Source organism: Dyella psychrodurans (assembly GCF_003363265.1).
Taxonomy (GTDB): domain Bacteria; phylum Pseudomonadota; class Gammaproteobacteria; order Xanthomonadales; family Rhodanobacteraceae; genus Dyella_B; species Dyella_B psychrodurans.
This window is the reverse complement of sequence record NZ_QRBF01000010.1, coordinates 28575-54722: the sequence shown is the minus strand read 5'-3', so window position 1 is coordinate 54722 and position 26148 is coordinate 28575. Positions and strand designations below refer to the sequence as shown.

Annotated in this window: 28 protein-coding genes; 17 read left to right on the top strand and 11 right to left on the bottom strand. The window is 61.0% G+C overall.

What is annotated here, in order from left to right:
- Positions 1-20: 20 nt before the first annotated feature.
- The 3 genes from DWU99_RS21055 (at position 21) to DWU99_RS19530 (ending at position 2394) form a co-directional block, all read left to right on the top strand.
- Positions 21-725 (top strand): hypothetical protein, encoded by a 705-nt coding sequence (locus tag DWU99_RS21055; RefSeq protein WP_158543370.1) that lies wholly within the window; start codon positions 21-23, stop codon positions 723-725.
- A 134-nt stretch (positions 726-859) separates the two neighbouring features.
- Entirely contained in the window at positions 860-1267 is a 408-nt protein-coding gene (locus DWU99_RS19535) for a hypothetical protein (RefSeq protein ID WP_199535873.1), read from the top strand.
- A gap of 32 nt (positions 1268-1299) precedes the next feature.
- Entirely contained in the window at positions 1300-2394 is a 1095-nt protein-coding gene (locus DWU99_RS19530; RefSeq protein WP_115479772.1) for an aminopeptidase, read from the top strand.
- Between the two features lie 5 nt (positions 2395-2399).
- On the opposite strand, the gene DWU99_RS19525 is transcribed toward DWU99_RS19530, so the two are convergent.
- The gene (locus tag DWU99_RS19525; protein ID WP_115479771.1) at positions 2400-3212 is read right to left on the bottom strand and encodes a c-type cytochrome; all 813 of its coding nucleotides are present in this window, start codon (positions 3210-3212) and stop codon (positions 2400-2402) included.
- Between the two features lie 364 nt (positions 3213-3576).
- On the opposite strand from DWU99_RS19525, the gene pncB reads away from it, so the two are divergent.
- Positions 3577-4764, top strand: a complete 1188-nt coding sequence (pncB, locus tag DWU99_RS19520) for a nicotinate phosphoribosyltransferase (protein WP_115479770.1) — start codon at positions 3577-3579, stop codon at positions 4762-4764.
- 54 nt (positions 4765-4818) lie between these two features.
- Here pncB and DWU99_RS19515 read toward each other — a convergent pair whose 3' ends face one another.
- The 3 genes from DWU99_RS19515 to DWU99_RS19505 form a co-directional block, all read right to left on the bottom strand.
- Positions 4819-5616, bottom strand: coding sequence for a MetQ/NlpA family ABC transporter substrate-binding protein (locus DWU99_RS19515; protein WP_115479769.1), 798 nt, complete (start codon positions 5614-5616; stop codon positions 4819-4821).
- A gap of 94 nt (positions 5617-5710) precedes the next feature.
- Complete coding sequence (locus DWU99_RS19510) at positions 5711-6397, bottom strand: methionine ABC transporter permease (protein WP_115479768.1); 687 nt, start codon at positions 6395-6397, stop codon at positions 5711-5713.
- Positions 6394-7404 (bottom strand): methionine ABC transporter ATP-binding protein, encoded by a 1011-nt coding sequence (locus tag DWU99_RS19505; protein WP_115479767.1) that lies wholly within the window; start codon positions 7402-7404, stop codon positions 6394-6396. The genes DWU99_RS19510 and DWU99_RS19505 overlap by 4 nt, the downstream gene beginning before the upstream one ends.
- Positions 7405-7499: 95 nt before the next feature.
- On the opposite strand from DWU99_RS19505, the gene DWU99_RS19500 reads away from it, so the two are divergent.
- On the top strand, positions 7500-7976 hold the full coding sequence (locus tag DWU99_RS19500; protein WP_115479766.1) for a glutathione peroxidase: 477 nt from the start codon (positions 7500-7502) through the stop codon (positions 7974-7976).
- A gap of 19 nt (positions 7977-7995) precedes the next feature.
- Here DWU99_RS19500 and dacB read toward each other — a convergent pair whose 3' ends face one another.
- Complete coding sequence (dacB, locus tag DWU99_RS19495) at positions 7996-9546, bottom strand: D-alanyl-D-alanine carboxypeptidase/D-alanyl-D-alanine endopeptidase (protein WP_115479765.1); 1551 nt, start codon at positions 9544-9546, stop codon at positions 7996-7998.
- A 39-nt stretch (positions 9547-9585) separates the two neighbouring features.
- Complete coding sequence (locus DWU99_RS19490) at positions 9586-10923, bottom strand: MATE family efflux transporter (protein WP_115479764.1); 1338 nt, start codon at positions 10921-10923, stop codon at positions 9586-9588.
- A gap of 107 nt (positions 10924-11030) precedes the next feature.
- On the opposite strand from DWU99_RS19490, the gene DWU99_RS19485 reads away from it, so the two are divergent.
- The gene (locus tag DWU99_RS19485) at positions 11031-11513 is read left to right on the top strand and encodes an FKBP-type peptidyl-prolyl cis-trans isomerase (protein WP_115479763.1); all 483 of its coding nucleotides are present in this window, start codon (positions 11031-11033) and stop codon (positions 11511-11513) included.
- 100 nt (positions 11514-11613) lie between these two features.
- On the opposite strand, the gene DWU99_RS19480 is transcribed toward DWU99_RS19485, so the two are convergent.
- The gene (locus DWU99_RS19480) at positions 11614-11988 is read right to left on the bottom strand and encodes a hypothetical protein (protein ID WP_115479762.1); all 375 of its coding nucleotides are present in this window, start codon (positions 11986-11988) and stop codon (positions 11614-11616) included.
- A gap of 136 nt (positions 11989-12124) precedes the next feature.
- Between DWU99_RS19480 and DWU99_RS19475 the strand changes: the two genes are divergently transcribed.
- A complete protein-coding gene (locus tag DWU99_RS19475; RefSeq protein ID WP_115479761.1) occupies positions 12125-13414 on the top strand; it encodes a winged helix-turn-helix domain-containing protein in 1290 nt (429 codons plus the stop codon).
- On the opposite strand, the gene DWU99_RS19470 is transcribed toward DWU99_RS19475, so the two are convergent.
- Positions 13411-13824, bottom strand: coding sequence for a hypothetical protein (locus tag DWU99_RS19470; RefSeq protein WP_115479760.1), 414 nt, complete (start codon positions 13822-13824; stop codon positions 13411-13413). The two genes, DWU99_RS19475 and DWU99_RS19470, sit on opposite strands and share 4 nt — an antisense overlap.
- Before the next feature lie 277 nt (positions 13825-14101).
- On the opposite strand from DWU99_RS19470, the gene DWU99_RS19465 reads away from it, so the two are divergent.
- The 7 genes from DWU99_RS19465 (at position 14102) to DWU99_RS19435 (ending at position 20014) form a co-directional block, all read left to right on the top strand.
- A complete protein-coding gene (locus tag DWU99_RS19465; RefSeq protein WP_115479759.1) occupies positions 14102-14311 on the top strand; it encodes a cold-shock protein in 210 nt (69 codons plus the stop codon).
- A gap of 281 nt (positions 14312-14592) precedes the next feature.
- The gene (locus DWU99_RS19460) at positions 14593-14802 is read left to right on the top strand and encodes a cold-shock protein (RefSeq protein ID WP_115479758.1); all 210 of its coding nucleotides are present in this window, start codon (positions 14593-14595) and stop codon (positions 14800-14802) included.
- Between the two features lie 79 nt (positions 14803-14881).
- Positions 14882-15799, top strand: a complete 918-nt coding sequence (locus DWU99_RS19455; protein ID WP_115479757.1) for an alpha/beta hydrolase family protein — start codon at positions 14882-14884, stop codon at positions 15797-15799.
- 54 nt (positions 15800-15853) lie between these two features.
- Entirely contained in the window at positions 15854-16912 is a 1059-nt protein-coding gene (locus DWU99_RS19450; protein ID WP_115479756.1) for an NADH:flavin oxidoreductase/NADH oxidase, read from the top strand.
- 84 nt (positions 16913-16996) lie between these two features.
- The gene (locus tag DWU99_RS19445) at positions 16997-17800 is read left to right on the top strand and encodes a pirin family protein (RefSeq protein ID WP_199535879.1); all 804 of its coding nucleotides are present in this window, start codon (positions 16997-16999) and stop codon (positions 17798-17800) included.
- Positions 17801-17860: 60 nt separating this feature from the next.
- Entirely contained in the window at positions 17861-18163 is a 303-nt protein-coding gene (locus DWU99_RS19440; RefSeq protein ID WP_115479754.1) for an Mpo1-like protein, read from the top strand.
- A 309-nt stretch (positions 18164-18472) separates the two neighbouring features.
- The gene (locus DWU99_RS19435) at positions 18473-20014 is read left to right on the top strand and encodes a glycosyltransferase family 39 protein (protein ID WP_115479753.1); all 1542 of its coding nucleotides are present in this window, start codon (positions 18473-18475) and stop codon (positions 20012-20014) included.
- An 18-nt stretch (positions 20015-20032) separates the two neighbouring features.
- Here the strand turns inward: DWU99_RS19435 and DWU99_RS19430 are convergent, their stop codons facing one another.
- Entirely contained in the window at positions 20033-20422 is a 390-nt protein-coding gene (locus DWU99_RS19430; RefSeq protein ID WP_115479752.1) for a cytochrome C, read from the bottom strand.
- Between the two features lie 152 nt (positions 20423-20574).
- Between DWU99_RS19430 and DWU99_RS19425 the strand changes: the two genes are divergently transcribed.
- Entirely contained in the window at positions 20575-21360 is a 786-nt protein-coding gene (locus DWU99_RS19425) for a tRNA threonylcarbamoyladenosine dehydratase (RefSeq protein ID WP_115479751.1), read from the top strand.
- Positions 21361-21372: 12 nt separating this feature from the next.
- Here DWU99_RS19425 and phbB read toward each other — a convergent pair whose 3' ends face one another.
- Both phbB and gluQRS read right to left on the bottom strand, forming a co-directional pair.
- Positions 21373-22113, bottom strand: a complete 741-nt coding sequence (gene phbB / locus DWU99_RS19420) for an acetoacetyl-CoA reductase (protein ID WP_115479750.1) — start codon at positions 22111-22113, stop codon at positions 21373-21375.
- A 142-nt stretch (positions 22114-22255) separates the two neighbouring features.
- A complete protein-coding gene (gluQRS, locus tag DWU99_RS19415; RefSeq protein WP_115479749.1) occupies positions 22256-23122 on the bottom strand; it encodes a tRNA glutamyl-Q(34) synthetase GluQRS in 867 nt (288 codons plus the stop codon).
- 138 nt (positions 23123-23260) lie between these two features.
- Here gluQRS and htpX point away from each other — a divergent pair, with 138 nt between their 5' ends.
- Positions 23261-24151, top strand: coding sequence for a protease HtpX (gene htpX / locus DWU99_RS19410; RefSeq protein ID WP_115479748.1), 891 nt, complete (start codon positions 23261-23263; stop codon positions 24149-24151).
- A gap of 104 nt (positions 24152-24255) precedes the next feature.
- Complete coding sequence (gene htpG / locus DWU99_RS19405; RefSeq protein ID WP_115479747.1) at positions 24256-26121, top strand: molecular chaperone HtpG; 1866 nt, start codon at positions 24256-24258, stop codon at positions 26119-26121.
- Positions 26122-26148: the final 27 nt, after the last annotated feature.

Sequence of the window (26148 nt, the reverse complement as noted above, 5' to 3'; positions counted from 1 at the left end):
CACCGGCGGAGTACCCACGCATGGCAACGACCCGCAAGTCTGCCGCGAAGAAGTCCGCGGCCAGCAACGTATCCAAGCGCGTTAGTTCGACCAGGAAGAAGGCAGTCAACAAGCCAGCCGCTGTTCCGAAGAAAGCCCCCAAAAAAGCGGTGGCGAGCAAGAAGGCAGCGAAAAAGGCTCCAGCAAAGGCCGCAAAGAAAGCGGTAAAGAAAGCGGTTGGCAAGAAGACTGTCGTGAGCAAGACCGCGAAGAAAGTTGTTGCGAAAAAAACGGTAAAGAAGACAGCCGTTGCCAAAGCGCCGTTATCGAAGCAGGCAGGGCGAGTTCCGGTCAGCAATGCACCGTCCAAGAAGGCAGCGCAAAAAAAAGCGACGCGCCCTCGCTCTTTGGGCATAACCGCTATTTCCAACGAACCGTTGGCGGCGAAAAAACAAGCTCCAACGGTACAGCCCTCCGTCCTGAGAAAGCCGGAAGAGAGGTCGACGGCCGAGGCGCCGCCCACGACGGCGCATATCAGCCCTGAAGAGGCTGTCGCGCATATTCAGGCCTTGCTGCAAGCCAAGCAGCAGCGGGTCAAGCAAGGGCCGGCGTGGCCTGGTGCGAATTCGGCTCCGCATCCCGGCAACGGCGATGTCCATAACCACGCAGGCAACCATTCCGCGGAATCGGCGCACAACCATATTGCGCACGGACGCGGCGACCAGTCGAAGAACGGTAAAAGCTGATCGAAATCTTCTTTGCCGTATGCCTATGGGTGTAAGGGCCGGTTATCGCATCAGCGCGGGCCGGCCTTTTTTACTCAGAGCATATTCAACGGTTCAGGAGTATTGTATTGACGTAGAAGCATGGAGTCCCCGCCATGAAATCCATCATCAAACGAGTGATATCCGGCCTTGTTCTGGCCGCGCTAACGGGCCTGCTTTCCGGTTGCTACATCGCGCCGGGATACAGCTATGTGCAAGGCAACGGCTATGCGGGCGATGCCTATTACGGAACGGGACCTTCCGTCGTCTATAGCTACCCTTACTACGGTTATTACCCGTACGGTTACGGCTACGGCTACGGGTACTACGGCTGCTGCTATGGCCCGGGTGTCATCGTCGGCGGCTATTGGTACGGTGGTCATTACTACCGTGGCGGTGGCGGTTGGCACGGGCGTGGTGGCTGGTCCGGCGGACATGGCGGCTGGTCTGGCGGTCACGGCGGCTGGTCTGGCGGTCACGGCGCATCGCACGGGTCTTCGGGCGGCGGACACGGCGGCCACTGACCGCGGCTGAGTCTTAGGCCAGAATGCGGGAGATGACACGACTTCGCATTCTCCTTCCAAGCGCCAGACTGATCGGCTGCATCGTGGTGATCTCCGTGCTTGGTGCCTGTGCCGATCTCCGCTATTACGCTCACGTCACGCATGGCGAAAGCGCGTTGCTGTTGCGGCGACGGTCGGTAGACAAAGTCATTGCCGATCCCGCCACCGATGCCAAGCTGGCGGCGCGCCTCGCGCTTTCGCAGCAAGCGCGTCAATTCGCCTCCAAGCAGTTATATCTGCCGAATAACCGCAGCTACACCTATTACGTGGAGCTGCATCGGCCGTATGTGGTCTGGAATGTCTACGCCACGCCGCGTTTCTCGGTGGATGCAGTACTTCAATGCTTTCCGATTGCCGGCTGCGTGGCCTACCGGGGTTGGTTTGATCAGAAGAAGGCCGTCGACAGTGCCGTGCATTTGCGTGCACAGGGCAACGATGTGTATGTCGGCGGCGTTCCTGCGTATTCCACGCTCGGGTGGTTTGCCGATCCCATTCTCAGCAGCATGATGCGCTGGGACGATGATGAACTGGCCGGCACGATATTCCACGAACTTGCCCATCAGCTGATTTATCTGAAGGGCGACACGGCCTTCAATGAAAGCTATGCGATGTTCGTGGAGAACCAGGGGCTGCGCGAATGGCATCGTTCGCGCGGCGAGCCGGTCGGCGACGATCGCGGCCAGGCGATGGAAGACGGTTTCACCCAGTTGGTGCTCGACCTGCGATCACGTTTGAAGACGCTCTACGCAAGCGGCGCCGACGATGCGGCGATGGCTGCGGGCAAGGAACGCGAGATCGCGGATTTCCGCGCACGCTATGCCGCTTGGCGCGACAAGAACTGGCCGAACGATCACCGTTACGATGCATGGGTGGCGCGGCCCATCAACAATGCCACCTTGCTGCCATTCGGTCTCTACGACCAATGGGTGCAGGCATTCGCGGTGCTGTTCAAGCAGGCGGGCAGCCGATGGCCGGCTTTTTACGACAGCGTGCGCGAGCTGGCAAAAGCACCGAAGCAGGAGCGCGAAAACAGACTCAAGGCGCTGCTGAAAGAGTCCGGCTCACTGTCGACCGCGCTCGCGCATTGAGGCCGTCACTGCGTGACCTTGTGCTGCGCCATGTAGCGGAGGTACGCAAGCAACGCGTCCAGGTCGGCATCCGAAAGCGATTCCTTGGTCGGGAATCCGAGCATCTTTGCCTGCGGCCAAAGATGCAACGACTGCGGATTGCGGATGAAAGCGCGCAGCGTCTCGTCACTCAGGTAATCGGTCGGGCTGTGCGGAATGTTGAGATCCGGCCCCATGTGCGCGTCGCCTTCCCCGTTGAGGGTGTGACAAGCAAAGCATGTGCGCTGGAACACGGCGTAGCCATGGCGGATCGGGCTGTCTGTGGGCACGGATACGGCCGGTGCCGTGTGCGGAAAGCGCTCTGCGATGCTCTTTGTGCGCTGAATGCGTGCAAGCTGGTAAGGCCATTGCTCGGTGCTCACACCGGCGGCCGCGGGCCGGGTCCATACGACGTAAAACGGCCCCGCGTCTCCCTTGTTATTTGGCAGGCCGGGCCACGGCTTGTCGGAATCTTCGATGGCAAGCCATGCCTTGGCGCCGGCCGTGTTGAGGATCGTATCGGCGGGAATGTCGACAGAGAACCCGTCGCAGGCAACGAATTGCAGTTGATCGCCATGTTCCAGTCCAGGCAGCAGGCTGCGCAGTGGAACGGCGCGATAGCGCATGGTCTGGCGGAACGCCACATCGACGGGGATGGTCACGGTCTGTACGTCGGGGTGTGACAAAAGCTGCGCCGTGGTCCAGATGCGAACGCCGTGACCGGTATCGACACTCAGGTTCGCCGCGTGCAAGGGCAGGGCGAGGCATAGTGCAAAAAGGCATAGGCAACGACGTAGCATGGCAAGTCCCTTTAACGACAAGCACTTGGAAATGTGCGCACATGAAACCGTATGGTCCGGCGCACTGCAAGTTATAGAAAAGCTGAACCGATTCGATAGTAGCCTTGAACTTAGCCTGCAACGACCACACTAAAGACTCGTATCGCCGTGAGGCGACGACCGGGTGGCACAGAATATCGTGACATCCAGGGGTCGGTTCCTTTTTTACCCTCCCCCCGGAACGCGACCTAACAAGCCCCGGCAGTTACTCCCCTGGCTGCCGGGGTCTTATCTTTCTCTATTCATAACGATCGCTCCGGCAGGATAATTATCGAGTGCTGCGCCATGGCCGCGGCGTTTTTCTCCCCCGGCATGGAAGTGATCCATGATCGTCAGTTCGCTGCTCGACACCGACCTCTACAAGTTTTCGATGATGCAGGTGGTGCTGCATCAATACCCCGCCGCGCATGTGGAGTACCGATTCAAGTGCCGTAACCCCGGCATCGACCTGGTGCCCTATATCGACGAGATTCGTGAGGAGCTGCACGCGCTGTGCAGCCTGCGATTCACAGAGCAGGAACTCAATTACCTGCGCGGATGGCGCTTCCTCAAGAGCGACTTCATCGACTTCCTCGGTCTGTTCCAGCTCAACGCGAAGTATGTGGAGATAACTCCTTCTGCGTTGGGCAATGGCGAGATCGACATCAAGATTTGCGGTCCGTGGCTGCATACCATCCTGTTCGAAGTGCCGCTGCTGGCAATCGTCAACGAAGTCTATTTTCGCAACACGAACGCCGGTCTGGATCTGGCCGAAGGGCGCCGCCGCCTGCGCGAAAAGGTCTCGCTGTTGCGGGATACGGCCGGCTACGCCGAGTGCCGCATCGCCGACTACGGCACGCGTCGTCGCTTCTCGCGCGAGTGGCACAAGGAAGTGGCGACCACCTTGCGCGACGGCCTTGGCGCGCAACTGGCTGGCACCAGCAATGTATGGCTGGCATGGCAGCTCGGTTTGCGTCCCCTGGGCACGCTTGCCCACGAATACCTGCAGGCGCATCAGGCGCTGGGTCCGCGTCTGCGCGATTCGCAGGTGGCTGCGCTGGAGGCCTGGGCGAAGGAATATCGCGGCGACCTGGGTATCGCGCTATCGGATGTCTACGGTCTCACCGCTTTCCTGCGCGACTTCGACATGTATTTCTGCAAGCTGTTCGACGGCACGCGACACGACTCGGGCGATCCTTTCGCATGGGGCGAACGGGTGCTGGCGCACTATGAGGCCAATCGTGTGGACCCGCGCAGCAAGATCCTGGTCTTCAGCGATGGTCTGGATATCCCGAAAGTGATGAAGCTCTATCACCACTTCCACGGCCGGTGCCAGCTTGCGTTCGGCGTCGGCACCAATCTCACCAACGATGTGGGGCCGACACCGCTCAACATCGTGATCAAGATGGTTCGCTGCAACGGCCAGCCCGTGGCCAAGCTCAGCGACTCGCCAGGCAAGAACATGTGCGAGGACGACGCCTATATCACCTATCTGCGGCAGGTGTTCGACATTCCCGTGCCTGTCAAAGCCTGAGCGAAAAAAAGCCCGCACGGTTGGTGCGGGCTTTTTGTATGCGGAATCGACGGATCAGAACGCCGGCAGTACCGCACCCTTGTATTTCTGCTCGATGAACGCCTTGATTTCAGGGCTGGTCAACGCCTGGGCCAGCTTCTGCACGCGCGGATCGTTCTGATTGTCCGGACGGCCCACCAGATAATTCACATACGGCGAGTTCTTGTCTTCGATCAGCAGTGCGTCCTTGGTCGGATTGAGTTCGGCGGCGAGTGCGTAGTTGGTATTGATCAGAGCGAGATCGATCTCATCCAGCGTGCGCGGCAGCATCGCCGCTTCCAGCGGCTTGAACACGAGATTCTTCGGATTGGCCACGATGTCCTTCGGCGTCGCCAGCTCGTTGTTCGGATCGTTCAGCGTGATCACTCCGTTCTTGGCGAGCAGAAGCAGGGCACGGCCCTCGTTCGCCGGATCGTTGGGAAGCGTGACCGTCGCACCGCTGGGCAACTGGTCGATCGATTTGTACTTGCGCGAATAAGCGCCGAACGGTTCGATGTGAACGCCGGTGACGATCACCAGGTTGGTCTTGTGCTCGCGGTTGAACGTGTCCAGAAAGGGCTTGGTCTGAAAGTAATTCAGATCGATGGCCTTTTCGACGACCTGCGTATTGGGTTGCACGTAATCGGCGAACACCTTGATCTGAAGATCCACGCCTTCCTTCGCCAGGATGGGCTTGACCTGCTTGAGGATTTCCGCGTGCGGAACGGCGGTGGCGGCCACGGTCAGCGTCTGGCCGTTGGAGTCGCCGGAACCCGAAGACGAGCAGCCGGCCAAAAGAAGCGCGGCGGCGAGGAGTGCCATCAGCTTTTTCATGGGGATATTTGTCCTTGTGCGACGCAACAGAATAGCCGTCCATACGGCCGATTGCAAAAGCTATCCTCGTCACCGCCGCATTTTCAGACAAGTTTTAACGGCGGCTGTAATGCGCCACGATGTGGTCGCCGACCATCTGCAGCAGCTGAACCAGCACGATCAGCAGCAGCACCGTGACAACCATGTAGTCGGACTTGTAGCTCAGATACCCATACCGGTAAGCCAGGTCGCCCAGGCCTCCCGCGCCGATGGCGCCGCCCATCGCGGTATATCCGACCAGCGCAATGGCCGTCACCGTGACACCGGCCCAGAGACTGGCGCGCGCTTCGGGAAGCAGCACATGGCGGACGATTTGCCACGTGGTTGCACCCATCGCCTGCGACGCTTCGATCACGCCCTGCTCGACTTCGCGCAGCGCCGTTTCCACCAATCGCGCGAAAAAGGGCGCGGCCCCGATCACCAGCGGTGGTATCGCGCCGCGGATGCCCAGCTTGGTGCCGACCAACACATAGGTCAGCGGCATCAACACGATCATCAAAATGATGAAGGGAATCGACCGAAGCACATTCACCACCAGCGATAGCGCCGCATAGAGCTTCGGCATCGCATGCAGTTGGCCTTTTCCGGTGAGGAAAAGCAGCACGCCAAGCGGCAGTCCGATAAGTATCGTCAGCAGCAGCGATCCGCCCAGCATCAGCAATGTGTCGATGCATGCCTGGCCCATTTCGCCCCAGTCGTCGATGTTGGGAAACAGGGTTTGCAGCAAGGGTGCGGCGATCATCGTGTGAGCTCCTCGACGTCAATGCCAGCCTCGCGCAACGCCTTCAGCGCCGCGTCCACGCCGGCGCCTTGCATGGCCAGTGTCAGCTGACCGTAGGGCAGATCCTTGATGCGGTCGATGCGTCCGGCAAGGATGTTGAAATCCACGCCTGTTTCGCGCGTTATGCGCCCCAGCGTCGGCGACCATGTAGCTTCGCCGCGGAATGAAAGACGCATGATGCGCCCCGGCACATGCTGATAGGGTACGTTCGCGCCGGCTTCTTCTTCCGGGAGTGCTTCGCTGACGAACCGGCGCGTGGTCGCATGCGTGGGACGCAGGAACACGTCGGCGACGGCGCCTCGTTCCACAATGCGTCCTGCATCCAGCACGGCCACGCGGTCGCACACGCGGCGCACCACGTCCATCTCGTGCGTGATCAGCACGATGGTGAGTTTCAGCTCACGATTGATTTCGGCAAGAAGATCCAGCACGGATGCCGTGGTCTGCGGATCGAGCGCGCTGGTGGCTTCGTCGCACAACAGAATCGAAGGACGGTTGGCCAGCGCACGCGCAATGCCGACACGCTGTTTCTGGCCGCCCGATAGCTGCGACGGATATTTATTGGCGTGATCGCTCAGCCCGACCCTATGCAGCAATTCATTGACGCGCGAGCGAATGGCGGTCTGATCTTTTTCGCCCGCGATGCGCAGTGGAAACGCGACGTTCTCGGCGACCGTCTGCGAAGCAAGCAGATTGAAGTGCTGGAAGATCATGCCGATGCGCTGCCGCGCCGCGCGCAGTTCGGGTTCGGGCAGGGCCGTCATGTCGGTATCGCCGATCACGATGCGTCCGCCGCTTGGGCGTTCGAGCAGGTTGATCAGGCGTATAAGCGTCGATTTGCCGGCACCGGAATGACCGATGATGCCGAACACGTCGCCGTCGGCGATGTCCAGGCTGAAGGGTTCCAGGGCGGGAACGTCCTTGCCATCGACGCGGTAAGACTTGTGGACATCGACAAAACGGATCACGACGAACCTTGGACAGTGGCCGGAGCGTGCATTCTATGCCAGCAGGCCCTGGGGCTGGGGTAGACTGTCCTATCGACATCACCGGAGCGATGACCATGACCACCGTCTACGATTTCAGTGCGCGCGATATCGATGGCAAGGAACAATCGCTCGATGCCTGGCGCGGCAAGACCATGCTGATCGTCAATGTGGCGTCCAAGTGCGGGTTCACGCCGCAATACAAGGGGCTGGAGGCATTGTGGCGCGGTCAGCAGGACAAGGGGCTGGTGGTGCTGGGCTTCCCCTGCGACCAGTTCGGTCACCAGGAACCCGGCGACGAGGCGGAGATCAAGAACTTCTGCTCGACCAGCTACGACGTGACTTTCCCGATGTTTTCCAAGATCGACGTCAACGGCGAGAACACCCATCCGCTCTATCAGTGGATGAAGAAGCAGGCCAAGGGTCTGCTCGGCAGCGAATCGATCAAGTGGAACTTCACCAAGTTCCTGGTCGATGCCGAAGGCAACGTGGTGAAGCGCTACGCGCCCAACGACACGCCGGAGAAAATCGAAAAGGATCTGCAGAAGCGCTGAAGCGCGTGGATGCCGTGTTTCAGGTGTGACCCTGGAACGCGGCCAGCATTTCCGCAATCGCGTCGAGATCGCGGCTTGCGCTAGGGTCGTCGCCCTGGCGCACGTAGTTGTTGACCATCAGGGCGAACGCGAGCCGTTCGCCCGATGCCGTGGTGACGTAGCCGGCCAGGCAATGCACATACGTCATGCTGCCGGTCTTGGCTTGCACGTTGTCTGCCGCGGCGCTGTCGCGCATGCGGAATTCAAGCGTTCCATCCACGCCCGCGCTCGGCAGCGCGTTGCGCAGTTGCGCGCTGTAGGGTTGGTTCGACAGGTAGCTCAGCAGCTGCACCATCGCGTTGGGCGTGGCCAGGTCTTCGCGCGATAAGCCCGCGCCTTCTTCGATTTGCGCGGCGTCGGGCGCTATGCCTATACGATCGAGCAACTGGTGCATGGCGCGAATGGCCCACGCCTCGCTGCTCAGGAACCCCTCGCTAGGATCGCCCGATTGCTCCGCATTCGCCTGCGCCTTGACGCCTGCGATCTGCAACAGGTTTTGCAGGTAAAGATTCTGCGAACGCTTGAGTCCGCGCGAGAGCACGTCCATCACCGGCGGCGACAGTACTTGTGCCACGACGGTGGCTTTGTCCAGGCCGATGTGATTTTGTTCCGGCCAATGCTGGACGCGCACCTGGCCCTCGATGCGGATGCCGTGCCGGGCAAGCGCGCTGCGCAGCAACGTGCCCGCAAACCATGCGGGGTCGGCGATGGCGAGTCTGAATGTTTGCGGTTCCGCGCGTGCCGGCATGTTGCCGAAGGCGTAAAGCGTCCCATCGCCCGGTGCGCGATAGAGATTGATGTCGCTGCGCGTGTGCTGCGCGCCGGTCGTCATGGTGTTCACGACGTGAGGCAGCGCACCCGGCGGATCGAACATCAGCGATACGGAACCGCCAGGCTGGCTTGACGGCGTCACGGTGAGATCGACCACGTTTTCCTGCACGCTCAACGCGGAAGAGGGCACGGCGAACCAGCTTTGCAGATCGCGCGCTTCCCAGCCGGAACCGGCAGGCGGACCGCTGAAGTAACTATCGTCGGCGATGAGGTCGCCGTGTACCTCATGCACGCCGTTGGCCGCCAACTGCGTGGCGAGCTGGTCTGCCCAATCGCTGTTGGTGTCTGGCGTGCCAAGCGTGGGATCGCCCATGCCGTGAAGAATCAGCGGGCCGTCCAACTGGCCGTGTTCAATCGGCCGGGTAACCAGCAACTGCGTGGGAATGCGGTAATCGGTACCCAGCGTATCGAGCACCAGCGCAGCGGTGTACAGCTTCGCGGTGGAAGCAGGTTGCAGCAGATGGTCGGCATCGTGCGCATACAGCGTGCGTCCTGTATCGAGCGACACCACGGCAATGCCCCAGCTCGACGAGTTGTAGCGAGTTTGCGCGACCTGCGAATCGATCGCGGTCGTGAGTTGCTGAATGGAGGTGGCGGCCGCAACCGTCGCGTTATCGGAAGCATGTGCGGCGACGATCGCGCCGAGCAACGCGCAGGCGGCACCCAGCCTGCGCAAAGATGGAGACAGGAAAACGTTCATGGGTTTTAGTATGCCCAGCCTGCCGAGGCTGCGATAGGTTCAGGCGACCCACGCGCGACGTCGGCGAATACGCAGGCCGAACCACGCCAGGCTCAATCCGCGTATCGCCATGAACGCCAGAAACGCCAGCCACAATCCCTGGTTCCCCATGCTGCGGGTGGCCCGGACGAGCAGTGCGAAAAACAGCACCGACACCATCATGCCGTCGCGCATTTCGCGCGCGCGGGTTGCACCGATGAACAGGCCGTCGAGCAGATAACTCCAGACGCCCACGACCGGAAGCACAGTCAGCCAGGGCAGGTAGCGGTAAGCGATGTCCCGCACCTCTGGCAGATTGGTCTGCAGGTCGACGAAGAGATGTCCCGCCATGGCGAAAAACAAGACTGCACCCAGGCTGCCGATCAACGACCAGCCACCCGCGACAACCAGCGCGCGACGCAATGCATGCCCGTCGCCTGCGCCGATAGCGTGGCCGCAGAGCGCTTCCACGGCGTTGGCCAGGCCATCGAGGCCGAAGGCGGTCAGGATGAGCCCATTGAGCAGCAAGGCGTTGGCCGCCACCGTGGCATCGCCTTCGCGCGCACCAAACAGCGCCAAGCTGAAGAACACACCTTCAAGCGCCAGTGTCCGCACGAAAATGTCTCTGTTGACCAGCAGCAAGGGACGCCAATGGTCCCAGCCACGCATGGCCGGCCAGTCGACATGCCCGCCGAGTTGGTGAACGGCCTGACGCGCGCGCCACAGCCCATACAGGGCGCCAAGCCATTCGCCGCTCACCGATGCCAGCGCGATGCCTGGAACACCCCATCCAAAACCGGGCACGAACAGCAGGTTCAGGGCGATGTTCACGATGTTCGTCACTAGCAGCAGCGCCAGCGTGGTACGTGCGCGCTGCACGCCGATGAACCATCCCGCGAGGGCGTAGTTCAGCAAGGCCGCAGGCAGCCCGAGCAGGCGCAGATGCAGGTAGTCCAGCGCACGTCCGGTCATCAGCGGCGTGGAATGCATCTGGCCCAGCAGCCAGGGCAGCAGGGGCAGCATCGATGCGCCCACGAGCACGCCGAGCAACGCGGCCAGCAGCAGCGCCTGCATTTGAACCGTCCGCAAAGCCGATGCGTCGTTGGCGCCCTTGGCCTGGGCAGCGAACCCCGTGGTGCCCATGCGCAGGAAACCGAGACTCCATAGCGGCAGCGTGTAAACCGCGCTGCCCACCGTCACGGCGCCGAGATCCTGCGTCTGCGGCAGATGACCGGCGACCGTGCTATCCACCAATGCCACCAGGGGCACGGTGAGATTGGACAGCATCATCGGCAACGCCAGCGACCACACTTGCCGGTGGGTCTGGCGGTCGCGCCAGGCTTCGATAAGAGGTGTCATAGGGATGGTCCGCATTCTGGCATGTTCGGGCGCGGGACCACAGAGGGATGTTAATCTTGCCCATTCGTCGGCGAAGGTCGGCGATCCATCACTCCAGCGAGATCATCATGCAGATTGCCGACAACACTGTAGCGTCCTTCCACTACACCTTGACCGACGACAACGGCCAGGTCATCGACAGCTCCGAGGGGCGCGAGCCGCTCGCTTACCTGCATGGCAGCGGCCAGATCGTGCCGGGTCTGGAAAAGGCGATGACCGGTCGTGCCGCCGGCGATCAATTCAAAGTCGATGTGGCGCCTGCCGAAGGCTACGGCGTACATCACCCGGAACTCGTGCAGGTACTGCCGCGCGAGGCGTTCCAAGGCGTGGAGGACATCCAGCCGGGCATGCAGTTTCAGGGCCAGGGTCCGCAGGGCGTGATCAACGTGACGGTGACCAAGGTCGACGGCGAAACCGTGCATATCGACGGCAATCATCCGCTTGCCGGACAGACGCTGCATTTCGATATCGAAGTGACCGAAGTGCGTCCAGCGACCGAAGAAGAACTTGCGCATGGCCATGTGCACGGTGCTGGTGGTCATCACCACTGAAGTCCGCTGCGACTGAGTCAGGCTCCAACGCGATGGCCGGCCCATATAAGGCCGGCCATTTTTTACGTCCCAGACGCATGGTGTTACTGCGTCGTATCGCTTAGTTCAAGTTCTGCAACCAGCGCTCGTATTGCGACTTGGAGATACGGTCGCTATGGCCGGCGACATAACTGAAGTCGTTGGCGAGCGGCGGATAGGCGCTGGCCTGATCCTCGGTGATGAACTTCGAGCCGCCGGAAAGTTGCTCAAACGACGGCGGTGAAGCTGTCGAAGGCGTCTGGCTCATCGTCGAATGGATGGTCACCTGGCCTTGCGAAGCATTGAACGTCGTACTGTCGGTGCCCGTTGTCGGAGGTGCGACGTTGCTTTGCGGCGGATTCGCCGGTGGCATCGTCTGGCTCTGCGCAAACGCGATACCTGTGAAGAGCAGGCCGGCACTGACGAGGGAGGCTAGTAGTGGGATGCGGTATGTCATTGTGATAGCTCCTGCGAGAACGCTCGAGAAGCCAGGACTGCATGCTTGCCGCAGCTGAGGTGGCCTAAAACGATCCTGGCCCATCAAGCTCGATATCCACGTTAGCAAGCGGACGATAAATCCAAGCACAATAGCCATGTCATCATTTCGTAAAGGCGTGCGTCCGTTGAGCGAATCTTCATCTGGCGGCAAGGCGATCACCGTGACGCAAGCGCGTGCGTTGCACTTGGCGGCACAAGGACTGCTTCAGGCGCCGCGACGTCGCGCTCAGCGCGATGATCTGTTGGCAACCATTCAACGTATGCGTCTGCTTCAGATAGACAGCATTCATGTTGTTGCGCGCAGTCCGTACTTGGTCTTGCACGCCCGTCTGGGCGACTATCCTTCATCGTGGCTCGAAGAAGCACTCGATACCGGTCGCATCGCCGAATGCTGGGCGCATGAAGCGTGCTTCGTCACCGCGTCGGATATCGGCCTGCATCGCGCATGGCGCGCGCAAGCCGAAAGCAATCATTGGGCGGACAGGCATGCATCGCGAACTCGCGACACTCACTTGAAGGAAATGCACGATCTGCTTGCTCGCATTCGCGAGTCGGGGCCGGTGCGTGCCTCCGATTTTGAACGCGCGGATCGCGGCGTTTCCGGCTGGTGGGAATGGAAACCCGAAAAGCGGTGGCTGGAGGCATGGTTTGCGTCGGGAGATTTGATGGTGACGCGACGCGAACGCTTCCAGCGCGTTTACGACCTGGCCGAGCGCGTTCTGGCCAAGCTCGACCCGCCGTTCGACGAAATGGCGATGACGCATTCCCAAGCGGCATTGCGCAAGCGCTTCATCCTGGACAGCGTGCGAGCACTGGGCATCGCACAGGCGCGATGGATTGCGGACTATTTCCGGCTCAAACCTTCTGTCGACGCAGGCGAGCTGGAGCCTTTGCTTGCGACAGGGGAGTTGCTGAGCGTACGCGTTGCCGGTTGGGAGCATCCGGCTTACATCCACGCGGACCATGCTGCATTGCTGGAGAAAGCGCGAGACGGAAAACTGCGCGCCACGCATACGGCACTGCTTTCGCCTTTCGACCCGGTGGTGTGGGATCGTGCGCGCGCGAGCGAACTGTTCGATTTCGACTACACCATCGAGTGCTATGTCCCCTCGGCGAAGCGTCAGTACGGCTACTACGTGCTGCCCATCCTTCATCGAGGACGCCTCATTGGACGGCTCGACGCGAAGGCGCACCGTGCCGAAGGCGTGTTCGAGGTGAAAGCCCTGTTTCTCGAAGAGGGTATAAAGCCTTCGGAACGCATGCTGGATGAGCTGGCCGCGGCTATAGCCGTCACCGCCCAGTGGCACGGCACGCCGAAGATTCGACTGGGGCGTTGCCGGCCAGCGCCGGTCGCTTCGGCCTTGCGCGCGTTATGGCGTCACTAGGGCTTGTTCGCACTCTTCGCGTTGCCGCTTGCCGTCTGCGTATTGCAGGAACGTCCTTTCAGCGCTGCGCTCAACTGCGCTTGCAGACCCATGCAGCGGTTGGCGAGATAAGGGCGCGTGCGCGGGTCGTTCGCGTCTTGCAGCAGGCCAGTGCGGATGGCCTGGTAGTGCGCCTGCAACGTGTCGGGCGTGTAGATTTCCGCGGCACGATGGCAGGCGAGGTAACTGTCGAGGTAGGCGTCGCAAGGGGAAATGCCGGTGGCAGCGACGGGTTTGGGAGGAGGAGGTGGTGGTAGCGTTACCTTGCGCGTTGCATGGCCGCAACCGGCCAAAAGTAAGCCCAGAGCAAGGCAGCCCAATCGGGTCGTAGGGGCCTGTCGAAATAAGGCTGCCTTATTAGCCAATTCCATGGACGCGTTCCTAATGCACTAATAAAGGGCATTAAACACTGCTTTGGCGGCGAGCAAAACAGCGTTCCTGAACACCCATTCGCTTTGCTCGCACATTTGCGGTTATGATGGTGCCACTGTGTTTGCCGGGGTCACCAGAGTCATGTGACCCGATGCAGCCGATTACGATCTGCCTCATCGCTCACCCCTAGGGTTTTCCTTAGCACACCAGTAAGTCGACCCCGTCCGCGGTGGTTCAGTCTCTTTTTGCGAAAAACCTAGTTTTGGAGTGTGTTTCATGTCTGATCGTCAGATCGGTACCGTCAAGTGGTTCAACGATGCCAAGGGTTTCGGCTTCATCAGCCGCGACAATGGCCCGGATGTTTTCGTGCATTTCCGCGCGATCCAGGGCAATGGCTTCAAGAGCCTCCAGGAAGGCCAGAAGGTCAGCTTCAAGGTGGTGCAGGGCCAGAAGGGCCTGCAGGCCGACGAAGTCATTCCGGCCTAATTGCCTGAATAGATCGATTTAAAAAGCCGGGCTTAATGCCCGGCTTTTTGTTTTTGGGGTATTTAGATTCGATTTTCTAATGTGACTTCAAATGTGAATTTTTCATCACACATGCTTTCACGATTGTGATTATGCTTTATTCACTGCGTCTGCTTGGTAACGTGCGTGTCCGGATGCCGTCCGTCCGTGTCGTTCACTCGATCTCAGCATACCCAGTAAGCCGTTGGCCCGGGCGGGCCAACTGGTCTCAGAGTCAAACGCTCGAACGGATGGAGTGAATCATGTCGGATCGTGAGGTTGGTACCGTCAAGTGGTTTAACGACGCGAAGGGCTTTGGTTTTATCAGTCGCGAGAATGGTCCCGATGTCTTCGTACATTTCCGAGCCATTCAGGGGAACGGATTCAAGAGCCTTAAAGAAGGTCAAAAAGTGAGCTTCAAGGTAGTGCAGGGACAGAAGGGTCTGCAGGCTGACGAAGTCAGCCCGGCTTGAGTTCTGCGAACCTATGCGCAAAAGGCCGGCGGACGCCGGCCTTTTTGTTTCTGCAACGCGCATTAGTTAACCTGCGCCGATGTCCGCGTTGCTTACGTCGTCAGCTTTGAATACGCCATCGTCTACCGTCGTGCCCGTTCTTGCAAAAGACGGTGCGCGCAGCGAATTGATCATTGTGCAGCCGGGCGAATCGCCGGCGCACGTCATTTATTGGTTGCCTGCGCTAGGCGTTCCCGCAAAACACTATCTGCCTCTGGCCGAAGCGTTTGCAAAGCATGGCATGGCGATGGCTTTGCACGAATGGCGTGGCCTTGGATCGAGCGATCGTCGTGCAGGTCGACAATGCGACTGGGGATATCGCGAACTGCTGGAGGCGGATGTGCCGGCAGGTATCGCCGAGGCCCGTGCACGCTGGCCAAGGGCGACATTGTGGATCGCCGGCCACAGCCTCGGCGGCCAGTTGTCGTGCCTGTATGCCAGCCTTCATCCGGATACCGTGGCGGGCATCATGCTGATCGGCAGCGGTTCTCCTTATTGGCGGCGGTTTCGTTTCGGCGCGCTGCTTTCCATCGCCTACAGGCTTGCATCGCCTTTGGCGCAGCTCGTCGGTTACCTGCCCGGGCGTCGCCTCGGGTTTGGCGGCAACGAGGCGCGCGGCGTCATTGCCGATTGGTCGCGCAGCGGGCGCACCGGATGCTATTCGGCCGATGGCATGGCGGTGGATTTTGAGCGGCAGCTCCGTGCGCTCGCGATGCCCGTGTTTGCGCTCCGTCTTCGCGACGACTGGCTTGCACCGCAGTCTTCGTTGGCGTGGCTGCTCGACAAGATGCCGAAGACGTTCCAGCGCATGGACGTCATGACGCCGGAACGCATGGACGGGCAGGCGGCCGATCATTTCAGCTGGATGAAGTTTCCCTATGCACTTGTCGCGCAATTGAGCGAGTGGATTCAACGCAGCGAAGCCGTGCGCGGGAGTCTGGAAAGTGCCGGGTCTTGATCAAGGCAGATGTCGACGCCATGTGTCTCCACTCCATCTACGCCGGTATCGCCCATGAAGCTGTTCGAAACCTACGCCCAGCGCAGCCTCACGTTTCGCAATCGCATCGTGGTATCGCCGATGTGCCAATACTCGGCGACGGACGGTGTGCCCAATGACTGGCATCTGGTCCATCTGGGAAGCCGTGCCGTCGGCGGCGCTGGCGCGGTGATTGCCGAGGCCACGGCGGTTTCCCCGGAAGGCCGTATTTCCGCCCACGACGTCGGCATCTGGAACGACACCCAGGTGAAGGCATGGCAGTCGATCGCGGCATTCATTGCGGAAGAAGGTGCGATTCCCGGCGTGCAGCTGGCCCATGCAGGCCGCAAAGCCAGCGTGCTGCGTCCGTGGGAAGGTGGCGGTTCGCTGAGTGTGGCGCAGGGTGCGTGGCAAACGGTCGGGCCATCGGCCATGCCTTTCGATACGGACTGGCATGTGCCCCAGGCACTGGATGCGGATGGCATACGCAAAGTGGTTTCGGATTTCCGCGCGGCCGCGGTGCGAGCGAAGGACGCAGGATTCAAGCTCATCGAACTGCATGGTGCGCATGGTTATCTGCTGCATCAGTTCATGTCGCCGCTGAGCAATCACAGGAACGACGAATACGGCGGCAGCTTCGAGAACCGCACGCGGCTCGTGCGCGAGGTGATCACGGCGGTGCGCGAAGTCTGGCCGGCCGAATGGCCCTTGTGGCTACGCATTTCGGCGACCGATTGGGCCGAAGGCGGTTGGGACATCGACGACAGCGTGCGGCTGGCGGGCGAACTCAGCGCATTGGGTGTCGATCTGGTCGATGTTTCGAGCGGCGGCTTGGTGCCTCACGTAAAGATTCCGGTTGCGCCGGGTTACCAGGTACCGTTTGCGGCGCGCATTCGGCAGGAAGCAGGCATTCCTACGGGCGCAGTGGGTTTGATCACGGAACCCGCCCAAGCCGATGGCATCATCGCCGGTGGTGCGGCGGATCTTGTGCTGATTGCGCGGGCCAGCCTTCGCGACCCTTATTTTCCGCGCCGTGCCGCGCAGGAATTGGGTGCAACGATCACGCCACCCGTGCAATATCAGCGAGCCTGGTGAGGAGACCGCATCGTGGAACAGCAACCCACTCGCATCGAAAACGGCCGCCTGCACGATCTGGGCGATGGATTTTTTGTGAGGCGCATGCTGCCTGTGTTGATAGCGCGTCGCGTCGGGCCCTTCGTTTTCTACGACCACATGGGGCCGGCTGAATTCAAGCCCGGCAATGGCATGGACGTGCGTCCGCATCCGCATATCGGATTGGCGACGGTCACGTGGTTGTTCGAAGGTACGATTCGACATCGCGACACGCTCGGCAGTCTGGCGGATATCACGCCGGGTGCGGTGAACTGGATGACGGCAGGCCGGGGCATCGCGCATTCCGAGCGCACGCCGCCGGATGCGCGCCGGGACGGTCAGCGCATGCACGGTATTCAGGTATGGGTCGCGTTGCCCCGCGCCGATGAAGAGGTTGCACCGGAGTTTCACCACCACGAGGCAGCAAGCCTGCCGCACATCGAACAGCCCGGCGCACAGCTGGTCTTGATCGCAGGTACGGCGTATGGACAGGCGTCGCCGGTAAAAGTGTTCGCGCCGATGTTTTTCATCGAAGCGCGCATGGAAGCCGGTGCGCATTTGGTGTTGCCGCAGGAGCACCACGAACGTGGCGTGCATGTAATTGAAGGCGAAGTCAGCTGGGGAGGCGTCACGCTGGCTGCCACCGAGATGGCGGTCAATGCCGGCGATTCCGCGCCGGCGGTGCAGGCGAAAGCGGCGAGCCGCTTGATGCTGTTCGGCGGCGCGCCGCTGGATGGCGATCGCCATTTGTGGTGGAACTTCGTGTCCAGTTCGCGGGAGCGTATCGAGCAGGCCAAGGCGGATTGGACTGCCGGTCGTTTCGGCAAAGTGCATGGCGACGAAGTCGAGTTCATTCCATTGCCCGGTTGACGTGCGCCACGCAGGTGTTCGGGCTAACCTTGATGACAGTCAGGTTACCGGGGGTGCCTCATGTCCGCCTTTGCCAGTTTTCGGGATTTCTATCCCTACTACCTCAATGAACATCGCGACCGGCGTTGCCGTCGACTGCACTTCATCGGCAGCTCGCTCGTGCTGCTGATTCTGTTTTATGCGCTGTTTTCGGAAAGGTTCGTCTGGCTGTGGCTGGCACCTGTGGTCGGCTACGGCTTTGCCTGGATCGGACATTTTGTTTTCGAAAAGAACCGGCCAGCCACGTTTCGCCATCCGCTTTACAGTCTGATGGGCGACTGGGTGATGTACTGGCAGGTGCTGCGCGGGCAGGTAAAGATCTGACGGCGCGGCGGTTCCTGAATCGAACGCGTTTTTGTTGCATTTGAGTTACACAACATCGAGTCACTTCGATAGTCCGACTTTTTTTCGGGCATGACGGAAGTCACGGTTTGAATGCGCCGTCTGAACGCGCACCAACTTGTCACAAATACCTGACAACGATTCAATCTCTCTAGCGTTAGATTGCGCATCCCCAGCCGAGATTGATGGTCGAATTATCATGTCGGTGCATTACCCCCGTCAGTTAAGGCGCGTGCACACCGGTCGCGTTGTTGTCGCTTTCCTCCTGGTCGCCGTAGTTTGAAGGCGTCCATGCTGATCGACCGCGACCACCTGCGCGATGGCGAAAAATGGCCCGCCGGCGATATCGCCTGGATGGTGGCGGTGCTGTGTCTGGGCTTGGTGGTGCGGTGGTTTCGTATCGATCATCAACCGTTCTGGCTCGATGAGGCGCTGACCTCCCAACGCATTCAGCTGGGGCCTAGCGGCCTGATCGCCGACAGTTTCACCAACCGGCACATGCCGACGTACTTCCTGCTGCTGCAGTTCATTTCCCAGTTCGGCTCCAGCAGCGCGTGGCTGCGCATGCCTTCGGCGCTGTTCGGTTCCGCTTCGATCGGCATGGTGTTTGCGATGGCGCGTCGCATCGGCGGTCGTGGCGCTGCGATTGTGGCCGGATTGCTGATGGCACTGTCTCCCTTGCAGGTGCAATACGGACAGGAGGCGCGTTCCTATACTTTGGTGACGCTGTTGATCACGGTCGCCCTGTGGGGACTGTTGCGCCTGGCGCAGAATCCGCAACGCGCGGCCTTGGATATCCGCAACGTCGATGCCGACCGGTGGGGATGGGGCACTTATGTGCTGGGCACGATCGGTGCGCTGGATGTGCTTGGCGATGCGGCGCCGTGGCTGCTTGCTTCCAACCTCTCGCTGTTCCTGTTGTGGCGCTCGCTTCGCGCGGAATCGTCGAGCGACCTGACCGGCGGTTTTCGCCGCAACTGGCTGTTGAGCGCATTGGCCATTCTGGCGTGCACGGTGCCGCTCTACGGTGCAATCCTCGCCGCCGGCAATAGCCACATCCTGCAGAATTTCGACTGGATTCCCCAGTTGAGCTGGCAGCACCTGTGGGTGGCGGCCAGCAGCGTCTATCTGATGCGCATGCCTGCCGTGGTCAAGTTCGACGTGTTGCACACGGCCGTGCCATTGCTGGGCGGATTCGTCGCATTGTTGGGATGCGCGGGCGCGCTTCGCACCTGTCGGCAGCTTGAACGGCGTGTCCTTCTGCTGGGCGTGCTCGTCTTGCCGATGCTGATCCTGACCATCTCGCTGTTCAAATCGATGTTGTTGCCGCGCTATATCCTCTGGAGCGCTGCGCCCTTTTTCGTGCTCGCCGGCCTTGGCGCCGCCGCCTTGCCGCGCCGAACGTACGTTGTGGGAGCCACGGCTTTGTTCCTGCTCGGCGCTATCAATCTTGGGCCTGTGTACAGGATAGAGACCAAGCCGCGCTGGGATATGGCCGCCGCAACATTGGCGGCGAATGTGCGACCTGGCGATACGGTCTACACATCGGATCCGAATGCACCCACGATGCTGGCCGTGCTGCAACCCAAGAGCGGCACGCCGATCGAAAGTTCCGCGTTGGTCACATCCCAACTCGACCAAGCCTTGGTGCGCTGGAAACAGGGTGGCCGCGTTTGGGCGGTGAACGGACGCTCCGCGCTGGGAGAGCGCGAGGATCTGGATGCTTTCAAGAATCGTATTGCCGTGCTGGGTACGCCGGCGGTGGAAATACCTCAGGGCAAGGAAATCACCATCCTGATGTTCCCCGCCCCGGACGATGCCGTACCGAACTGACCGCCTCTTTCAGCCAACTCAGCGATATTGCTTGTGGCATTGGCTGCACACCTCGTCTACCGGTTTCAGCGCGGCGACTAGTGCCGGGCAATCTGCGGGTGACGACTGCGCAGCGTTTTGCAAAGCCGTGCGCAGATGGCCGGCGAGATCCAGGAACGGCTGCTGCGCATCGGGAAAGGCGAAGGGGATGTCGGAGGCGGTCATCTGCATGTGCTGCAGCTGGCCGAGGCTCGCGGCGGCTTCGCAGCGTTGCCCTTTGATCGCCTGCTGCAGTTGATGGCGATGGAAACCCATGGTCACCATTACCGCGTGCGGCAACGGGTTGCGCTCGTTCAGCGCGCGCATGGCGAACACGGTGCCGATGATGCCAATGGCCAGTCCAAGCACGATCAGGAGCGCTGCACGCATAGCCTTGTCCATGTGAGGGTCAGTGGCCCCGGAGCATACCGCAGCGATATGGCCGCCTGGCAACCTCGGCACACGGTTAAAATGCGCAAGATTTTCTGATTGGGCAAACCTGTGAATCCGGATGTTTTCAAACCCACCCGGGGTGACCGGGCGTGAGTGGCGCAGCTTTTCCAACCGAACGCTTCGACGGTGTCGAGCGGCTTTACGGTGTGGGCAGTCTCGCGCGCCTGGCGCAGGCGCATGTCTGTGTGATCGGCATCGGCGGGGTCGGCTCCTGGGCCGCCGAGGCATTGGCGCGCACAGGCGTGGGGCGCTTGACCCTGATCGATGCGGATGAAGTCTGCGTTTCCAACACCAATCGTCAGCTTCATGCACTGGATGGCGAATACGGCAAGCCGAAGGTCGGTGTGATCGCCGCACGTGCGCATGCGATCAATCCGGCGATCCGGCTGGAGGCCGTCGAGCGTTTTCTTACACCCGCCACGCTGGATGAATTGCTCGATCGCGGTTACGACGTCGTCCTGGATGCTTGCGATGCCTTCCGCGTGAAGCTGGAAGCCATCGCCTGGTGCCGGCGGCGCAAGCTGCCGATGGTGACGGTGGGTTCGGCAGGGGGGCGCACGGATCCCACGCAGGTTCGCGTGCGCGATCTTTCGCGTACCGAACACGATGCGATGTTCAGCCTGATCCGCAAGAAGCTCCGCCAGGACTTCGGCTTTCCACGCAATCCTGATCGCTATTTCGGCGTGTCGGCGGTGTATTCGCTGCAGAACGTCCAATACCCGCAACCGGATGGCACCGTGTGCGGCACGCGTCCGCCGGGTGGCGATGCCCTGAATCTTGCGTGTGGTGGCGGCCTGGGGGCCGCCACGCATGTAACGGGTGCGTTTGCTTTCGCCGCGGTGGGCAAGGTGTTGGAGAAACTGCTGGAGCGCTAGCTCCAGCAGTGTTTACCAACCCATGTAGTGACCACCGTTGATCGCCAGGTTGGCGCCGGTGATCCAGCTTGCTTCGTCGGTCGTGAAGAACGCCACGGCGTGGGCGATTTCCTCCGGCTTGCCGAGGCGGCCGACCGGGATCTGCGCCACGATCTTTTCGCGTACTTCTTCCGGCACCGCCATCACCATGTCAGTGGCGACATAGCCGGGAGAAACGGTGTTTACCGTGATGCCGAAGCGGGCGTTTTCCTGTGCCAGCGAAATGGTGAAGCCGTGCATGCCGGCCTTGGCCGCCGCGTAGTTGGCCTGACCGTACTGGCCCTTCTGGCCGTTGATCGAGCTGATCTGCACGATGCGGCCCCACTTGCGCGTGCGCATGTCCTCGATCACCGGACGGGTGACGTTGAAGCAGGCGTTGAGGTTGGTGTTCACCACGTCCATCCACTGCTGGTAGGTCATCTTGTGGAAAGTGGTGTCGCGGGTGATGCCGGCGTTGTTGACCAGGATGTCGATGGCACCGCACTTGTGGTGGATGCCTTCGATCAACGCTTCGCACGATTTGTGGTCGGCGACATCGCCGTGCACCAGGCAGACCTGGATGCCGTCGTCCGCCATGGCTTTCTGCCAGACCTGTGCCTTGGCCTCATCGCGGAAGTTGGTGGCAACACGGTGTCCCTGTTTGGCCAGATAGCGCACGATTGCGGTACCGATGCCGCCAGTGCCGCCTGTAACCAATGCCGTACGCTGTGTCATGACCTATCTCCTTGATTGTCTACTTGGGGAGGCGCGCACCGCATCGACGGTGTGGCCTGGGGTTATACGCTGACAGCACGAAGCACTATCGGTTCTCGATGTCACCTAAATGTTGCAGCGATGCATCGACTGTTATACCGGGTTAAGCCACGCGATGACCGCTGCATTGCGTCAATTTACGCGGATCGAAATGTGTCAACGCGGCGTGGAGAAGGTCGGGCACGTTGGTGGCCGTTTCGTCCGCCTCCGCGCCCAGAAACGCAAGCGCCCGACGCAGGCCGGGGAGTGGATGCGCAGGGTCGACTTCCAATGCGCGCTCGGATTTGGACAGCTTTCGGCCGTGGTCGTCGAGCACCAAGGGCAGATGCAGGTAGTGCGGCGTGGGTAAACCCAGACAGCGCTGCAGCCAGATCTGCCTGGGGGTGGAGTCGAGCAGATCGCTGCCACGGACGACTTCGGTCACACCCTGCCAGGCATCGTCCACCACACAGGCCAGCTGGTAGGAATAAAACCCTTCCACACGGCGTATGACGAAGTCGCCAACCGCCTCGCGCAGGTGCTGCCCTTGGGGACCCTGCAAGCCATCCACAAACGCGACTTCCTCGTCCGGCACACGAACACGCCACGCTGGTGCGCGGCTCTCGTCCACCTGCGCGATACATCGTCCATCGCGGTGCAGTCCCGTGGCGGTGGCCAGGTCGTTGCGGCTGCACCAGCAAGGAAAGACCAGATCGGCGCGACGCAGTTGCTCGAAGGCGGCGTCATAGGCGGCGAGGCGCGACGACTGATAGACGACGCCACCATCGGGGACCAGGCCGAACATCGGCAGCGCGGCGAGAATGGCCGCCGCGGACCCGGGAACTTCGCGCGGCGGATCGATATTTTCCATGCGCACCAGCCACTGGCCGCCCGCATGACGGGCACAGAGCCAGCTGCCCAGGGCTGCGGCCAGCGAACCCGCGTGCAGAAGACCGGTGGGTGAGGGGGCGAAGCGTCCGCGGTAGTTCATCGGGTCATTCTACGTGGGCTGACCGGACCTTCGACATGAACGCACGTTCATCTGCTTAGCTCTTGAAAGCGCGCCATTTTGCCGGAATCTCTAGCAACGGATTACCATTGTCCGACTGTGTGACGACCTGAGAAAACTATGCGCCGTATCGCACTCTTCCTACTTACCAATATCGCCGTCCTGTTCCTGCTGAGCATCGTCTGCCACCTGTTCGGCGTCGATCAGTGGGCCGCCGCGCGCGGCTACGGCGGCATGACGGGACTGCTTATCTACGCCGCCGTGTTCGGCATGGGCGGCGCTTTCATTTCGTTGGCCATGTCCAAATGGATGGCCAAGATGTCCACCGGCGCCCGGGTGATCGAGCAGCCGCAGAGCGAGGCCGAACGCTGGCTGGTCGAAACCGTGCGCCGCCATGCGCAGAACGCCGGCATCGGCATGCCCGAAGTGGCGATCTACGACGCGCCGGAAATGAACGCGTTCGCCACCGGCATGACTAAGAACAGCTCGCTGGTGGCCGTCAGCACCGGTCTGTTGCAGCAGATGGATCGCGATCAGGTCGCGGCGGTGCTCGGGCACGAGATCGGCCACGTCGCCAACGGCGACATGGTGACGCTTACCTTGATCCAGGGCGTGCTCAACACGCTGGTGATCGTTGCGGCACGCATCGTTGGCCGTCTGGTGGACAGTTGGCTTTCCGGTGGTCGCGACAATCGTGGCGGCTCGGGCATCGGCTATTTAGTCTCGGTGGTGGTGTTGCAGCTGGTGTTCGGCGTGTTCGCCTCGATGATCGTGATGGCGTTCTCCCGCTGGCGCGAGTTCCGTGCCGATGCCGCGGGCGCCAAGCTCGCCGGGCGCGGCGCCATGATCTCCGCGCTGCAGCGGTTGCAGCTCAACCATGGCGAAAGCACCTTGCCCAAGACGATGGCCGCATTCGGCATCTCAGGCCCGCTGGCGCAGGGGATGCGGCGCCTCTTCATGAGCCATCCGCCGCTCGACGAACGTATCGCTGCGCTGCAGAAAGCGCAGTAAACCAATCAGCAGGCAGCTCATCGCCACGCTTCGGCGACTTTCACGGGCGCCGAAGCGTTAGTGCGTAACACTTATTCGACATAAACAAGCTTGGAAGCATTCGTATGACCGCCACAGAAACCCGCAAATTCGAAGCCGAAGTCGCCCAGGTACTGCACCTGGTCACCCACTCGCTCTATTCGCACAAGGAAATCTTCCTGCGCGAACTGATTTCCAACGCATCCGACGCTTGCGACAAGCTGCGCTTCGAATCCATCGCCAAACCTGTATTGCTCGCCGGCGATGCCGAGCTGCACATCGACGTGAGCTGGGACCCCGAAGCCCGCACCATTACCGTGCGCGACAACGGCGTCGGCATGAGCCGCGATGAGATCGTCGCGAACATCGGCACGATCGCCAGCTCCGGCACGCGTCGTTTCCTGGAGGCGATGAGCACCGAACAGAAAAGCGATGCGCGCCTTATCGGCCAGTTCGGCGTAGGTTTCTATTCCGCGTTCGTGGTGGCGGACAGGGTGACGGTGCTGAGTCGTCGCGCGGGCTCGCCTGCCAGCGACGGCGTGAAATGGGAAAGCGACGGCAAGGGCGAATATTCGCTGGAGCAGATCGAGCTGCCCGAGCGAGGTACGGCGGTCGTACTGCATCTGAAGGCCGACGAAGACGAATTCCTCAAGCGCTGGGAATTGCGTTCGCTCATCACTCGTTACTCCGACCATGTCGCTTTCCCCATTCGCATGCCGGTCGAAAAAGACGACAAGCCCAGCGACGAATGGGAAACGGTGAACGCGGCATCGGCGTTGTGGACCAAGCCCAAGAGCGAGATCAGCGACGAGGATTACCAGAGCTTTTACAAGTCGCTCGGCCACGATTTCAACGACGCGCTGGCGTGGACGCACAACCGCGTCGAAGGCAACCAGAGCTTCACCACGCTGCTCTATATCCCTTCGCAGCCGCCGTTCGAGCTGATGATGGGTGGACGCGACGAACGCAAGGGTCTGAAGCTCTACATCAAGCGCGTTTTCATCATGGACGCGGCGGAAGAACTGTTGCCGAACTATCTGCGCTTCGTGCGCGGGGTGGTCGATGCCGACGATCTGCCGTTGAACGTGAGCCGCGAGATTCTGCAGCAGAATCGCCAGCTCGAGCGCATCAAGTCCGCTTGCGTGAAGCGCGTGCTGGATCTGATCGAGAAACTCGCCAAGGACGAGCCCGCGAAGTTCGAAACCTTCTACAAGGCTTTCGGCAACACGCTCAAGGAAGGCATCGTCGAGGATCATGCCAACCGCGAGCGCATCGCCAAGCTGCTTCGTTTTGCCTCGACCAAGGGCGAGGGAAATGTGCAGAACGTGTCGTTGGACGATTACATCGGCCGCATGCAGGTCGGGCAAGACACTATTTGGTACATCACGGCCGACAGTCACGCTGCAGCGGTGGGTAGCCCGCAGCTCGAGGCATTCAAGGCCAAAGGTATCGAGGTGCTGCTGATGTCCGATCGCATCGACGAATGGATGCTCGGCAGCCTCAACGAATACGCGGGCAAGAAGCTCCGCAATGTGGCCAAGGGCGATCTGCCGCTGGACGAAGAGGGCAAGAAGCAGCAGGAAGAAGCCAGCAAGTTGGCCGAGCCGCTGTTGAAGAAGCTCAAGGATCTGCTGGGCGATCGCGTGGCGGATGTGAAGGTTTCCGCACGCTTGACCGATTCACCGTCCTGCCTGGCGCTTTCCGATTACGAGATGGCACCGCATCTGGCGCGCCTGCTGCGCGAGGCAGGCCACGACATGCCGGCAAACAAGCCGACGCTGGAGATCAACCCGCAGCATGCGTTGCTCAAGCGAGTGGAAGCAGAAAGTGATGAGGGCAAGGCAGGGGATCTCGCCAATCTCCTGCTCGAACAGGCCGAGATCGCAGCCGGTGCGCAACTGCCCGATCCCGCCGCTTTCGTGCAGCGTATGAACCGCGTATTGCTGGGTTGAGGGCAGTCCAGACTCATCGTTATTGCA

Excerpts from the sequence above, each read along its gene's own strand:
- DWU99_RS21055 (WP_158543370.1), top strand. The coding sequence starts at position 21 with ATGGCAACGACCCGCAAGTCTGCCGCGAAGAAGTCCGCGGCCAGCAAC.
- DWU99_RS19535 (WP_199535873.1), top strand. The coding sequence starts at position 860 with ATGAAATCCATCATCAAACGAGTGATATCCGGCCTTGTTCTGGCCGCG.
- DWU99_RS19530 (WP_115479772.1), top strand. The coding sequence starts at position 1,300 with ATGACACGACTTCGCATTCTCCTTCCAAGCGCCAGACTGATCGGCTGC.
- DWU99_RS19525 (WP_115479771.1), bottom strand. The coding sequence starts at position 3,212 with ATGCTACGTCGTTGCCTATGCCTTTTTGCACTATGCCTCGCCCTGCCC.
- pncB (WP_115479770.1), top strand. The coding sequence starts at position 3,577 with ATGATCGTCAGTTCGCTGCTCGACACCGACCTCTACAAGTTTTCGATG.
- DWU99_RS19515 (WP_115479769.1), bottom strand. The coding sequence starts at position 5,616 with ATGAAAAAGCTGATGGCACTCCTCGCCGCCGCGCTTCTTTTGGCCGGC.
- DWU99_RS19510 (WP_115479768.1), bottom strand. The coding sequence starts at position 6,397 with ATGATCGCCGCACCCTTGCTGCAAACCCTGTTTCCCAACATCGACGAC.
- DWU99_RS19500 (WP_115479766.1), top strand. The coding sequence starts at position 7,500 with ATGACCACCGTCTACGATTTCAGTGCGCGCGATATCGATGGCAAGGAA.
- dacB (WP_115479765.1), bottom strand. The coding sequence starts at position 9,546 with ATGAACGTTTTCCTGTCTCCATCTTTGCGCAGGCTGGGTGCCGCCTGC.
- DWU99_RS19490 (WP_115479764.1), bottom strand. The coding sequence starts at position 10,923 with ATGACACCTCTTATCGAAGCCTGGCGCGACCGCCAGACCCACCGGCAA.
- DWU99_RS19485 (WP_115479763.1), top strand. The coding sequence starts at position 11,031 with ATGCAGATTGCCGACAACACTGTAGCGTCCTTCCACTACACCTTGACC.
- DWU99_RS19480 (WP_115479762.1), bottom strand. The coding sequence starts at position 11,988 with ATGACATACCGCATCCCACTACTAGCCTCCCTCGTCAGTGCCGGCCTG.
- DWU99_RS19475 (WP_115479761.1), top strand. The coding sequence starts at position 12,125 with ATGTCATCATTTCGTAAAGGCGTGCGTCCGTTGAGCGAATCTTCATCT.
- DWU99_RS19470 (WP_115479760.1), bottom strand. The coding sequence starts at position 13,824 with ATGGAATTGGCTAATAAGGCAGCCTTATTTCGACAGGCCCCTACGACC.
- DWU99_RS19465 (WP_115479759.1), top strand. The coding sequence starts at position 14,102 with ATGTCTGATCGTCAGATCGGTACCGTCAAGTGGTTCAACGATGCCAAG.
- DWU99_RS19460 (WP_115479758.1), top strand. The coding sequence starts at position 14,593 with ATGTCGGATCGTGAGGTTGGTACCGTCAAGTGGTTTAACGACGCGAAG.
- DWU99_RS19455 (WP_115479757.1), top strand. The coding sequence starts at position 14,882 with ATGTCCGCGTTGCTTACGTCGTCAGCTTTGAATACGCCATCGTCTACC.
- DWU99_RS19450 (WP_115479756.1), top strand. The coding sequence starts at position 15,854 with ATGAAGCTGTTCGAAACCTACGCCCAGCGCAGCCTCACGTTTCGCAAT.
- DWU99_RS19445 (WP_199535879.1), top strand. The coding sequence starts at position 16,997 with ATGCTGCCTGTGTTGATAGCGCGTCGCGTCGGGCCCTTCGTTTTCTAC.
- DWU99_RS19440 (WP_115479754.1), top strand. The coding sequence starts at position 17,861 with ATGTCCGCCTTTGCCAGTTTTCGGGATTTCTATCCCTACTACCTCAAT.
- DWU99_RS19435 (WP_115479753.1), top strand. The coding sequence starts at position 18,473 with ATGCTGATCGACCGCGACCACCTGCGCGATGGCGAAAAATGGCCCGCC.
- DWU99_RS19430 (WP_115479752.1), bottom strand. The coding sequence starts at position 20,422 with ATGCGTGCAGCGCTCCTGATCGTGCTTGGACTGGCCATTGGCATCATC.
- phbB (WP_115479750.1), bottom strand. The coding sequence starts at position 22,113 with ATGACACAGCGTACGGCATTGGTTACAGGCGGCACTGGCGGCATCGGT.
- gluQRS (WP_115479749.1), bottom strand. The coding sequence starts at position 23,122 with ATGAACTACCGCGGACGCTTCGCCCCCTCACCCACCGGTCTTCTGCAC.
- htpX (WP_115479748.1), top strand. The coding sequence starts at position 23,261 with ATGCGCCGTATCGCACTCTTCCTACTTACCAATATCGCCGTCCTGTTC.
- htpG (WP_115479747.1), top strand. The coding sequence starts at position 24,256 with ATGACCGCCACAGAAACCCGCAAATTCGAAGCCGAAGTCGCCCAGGTA.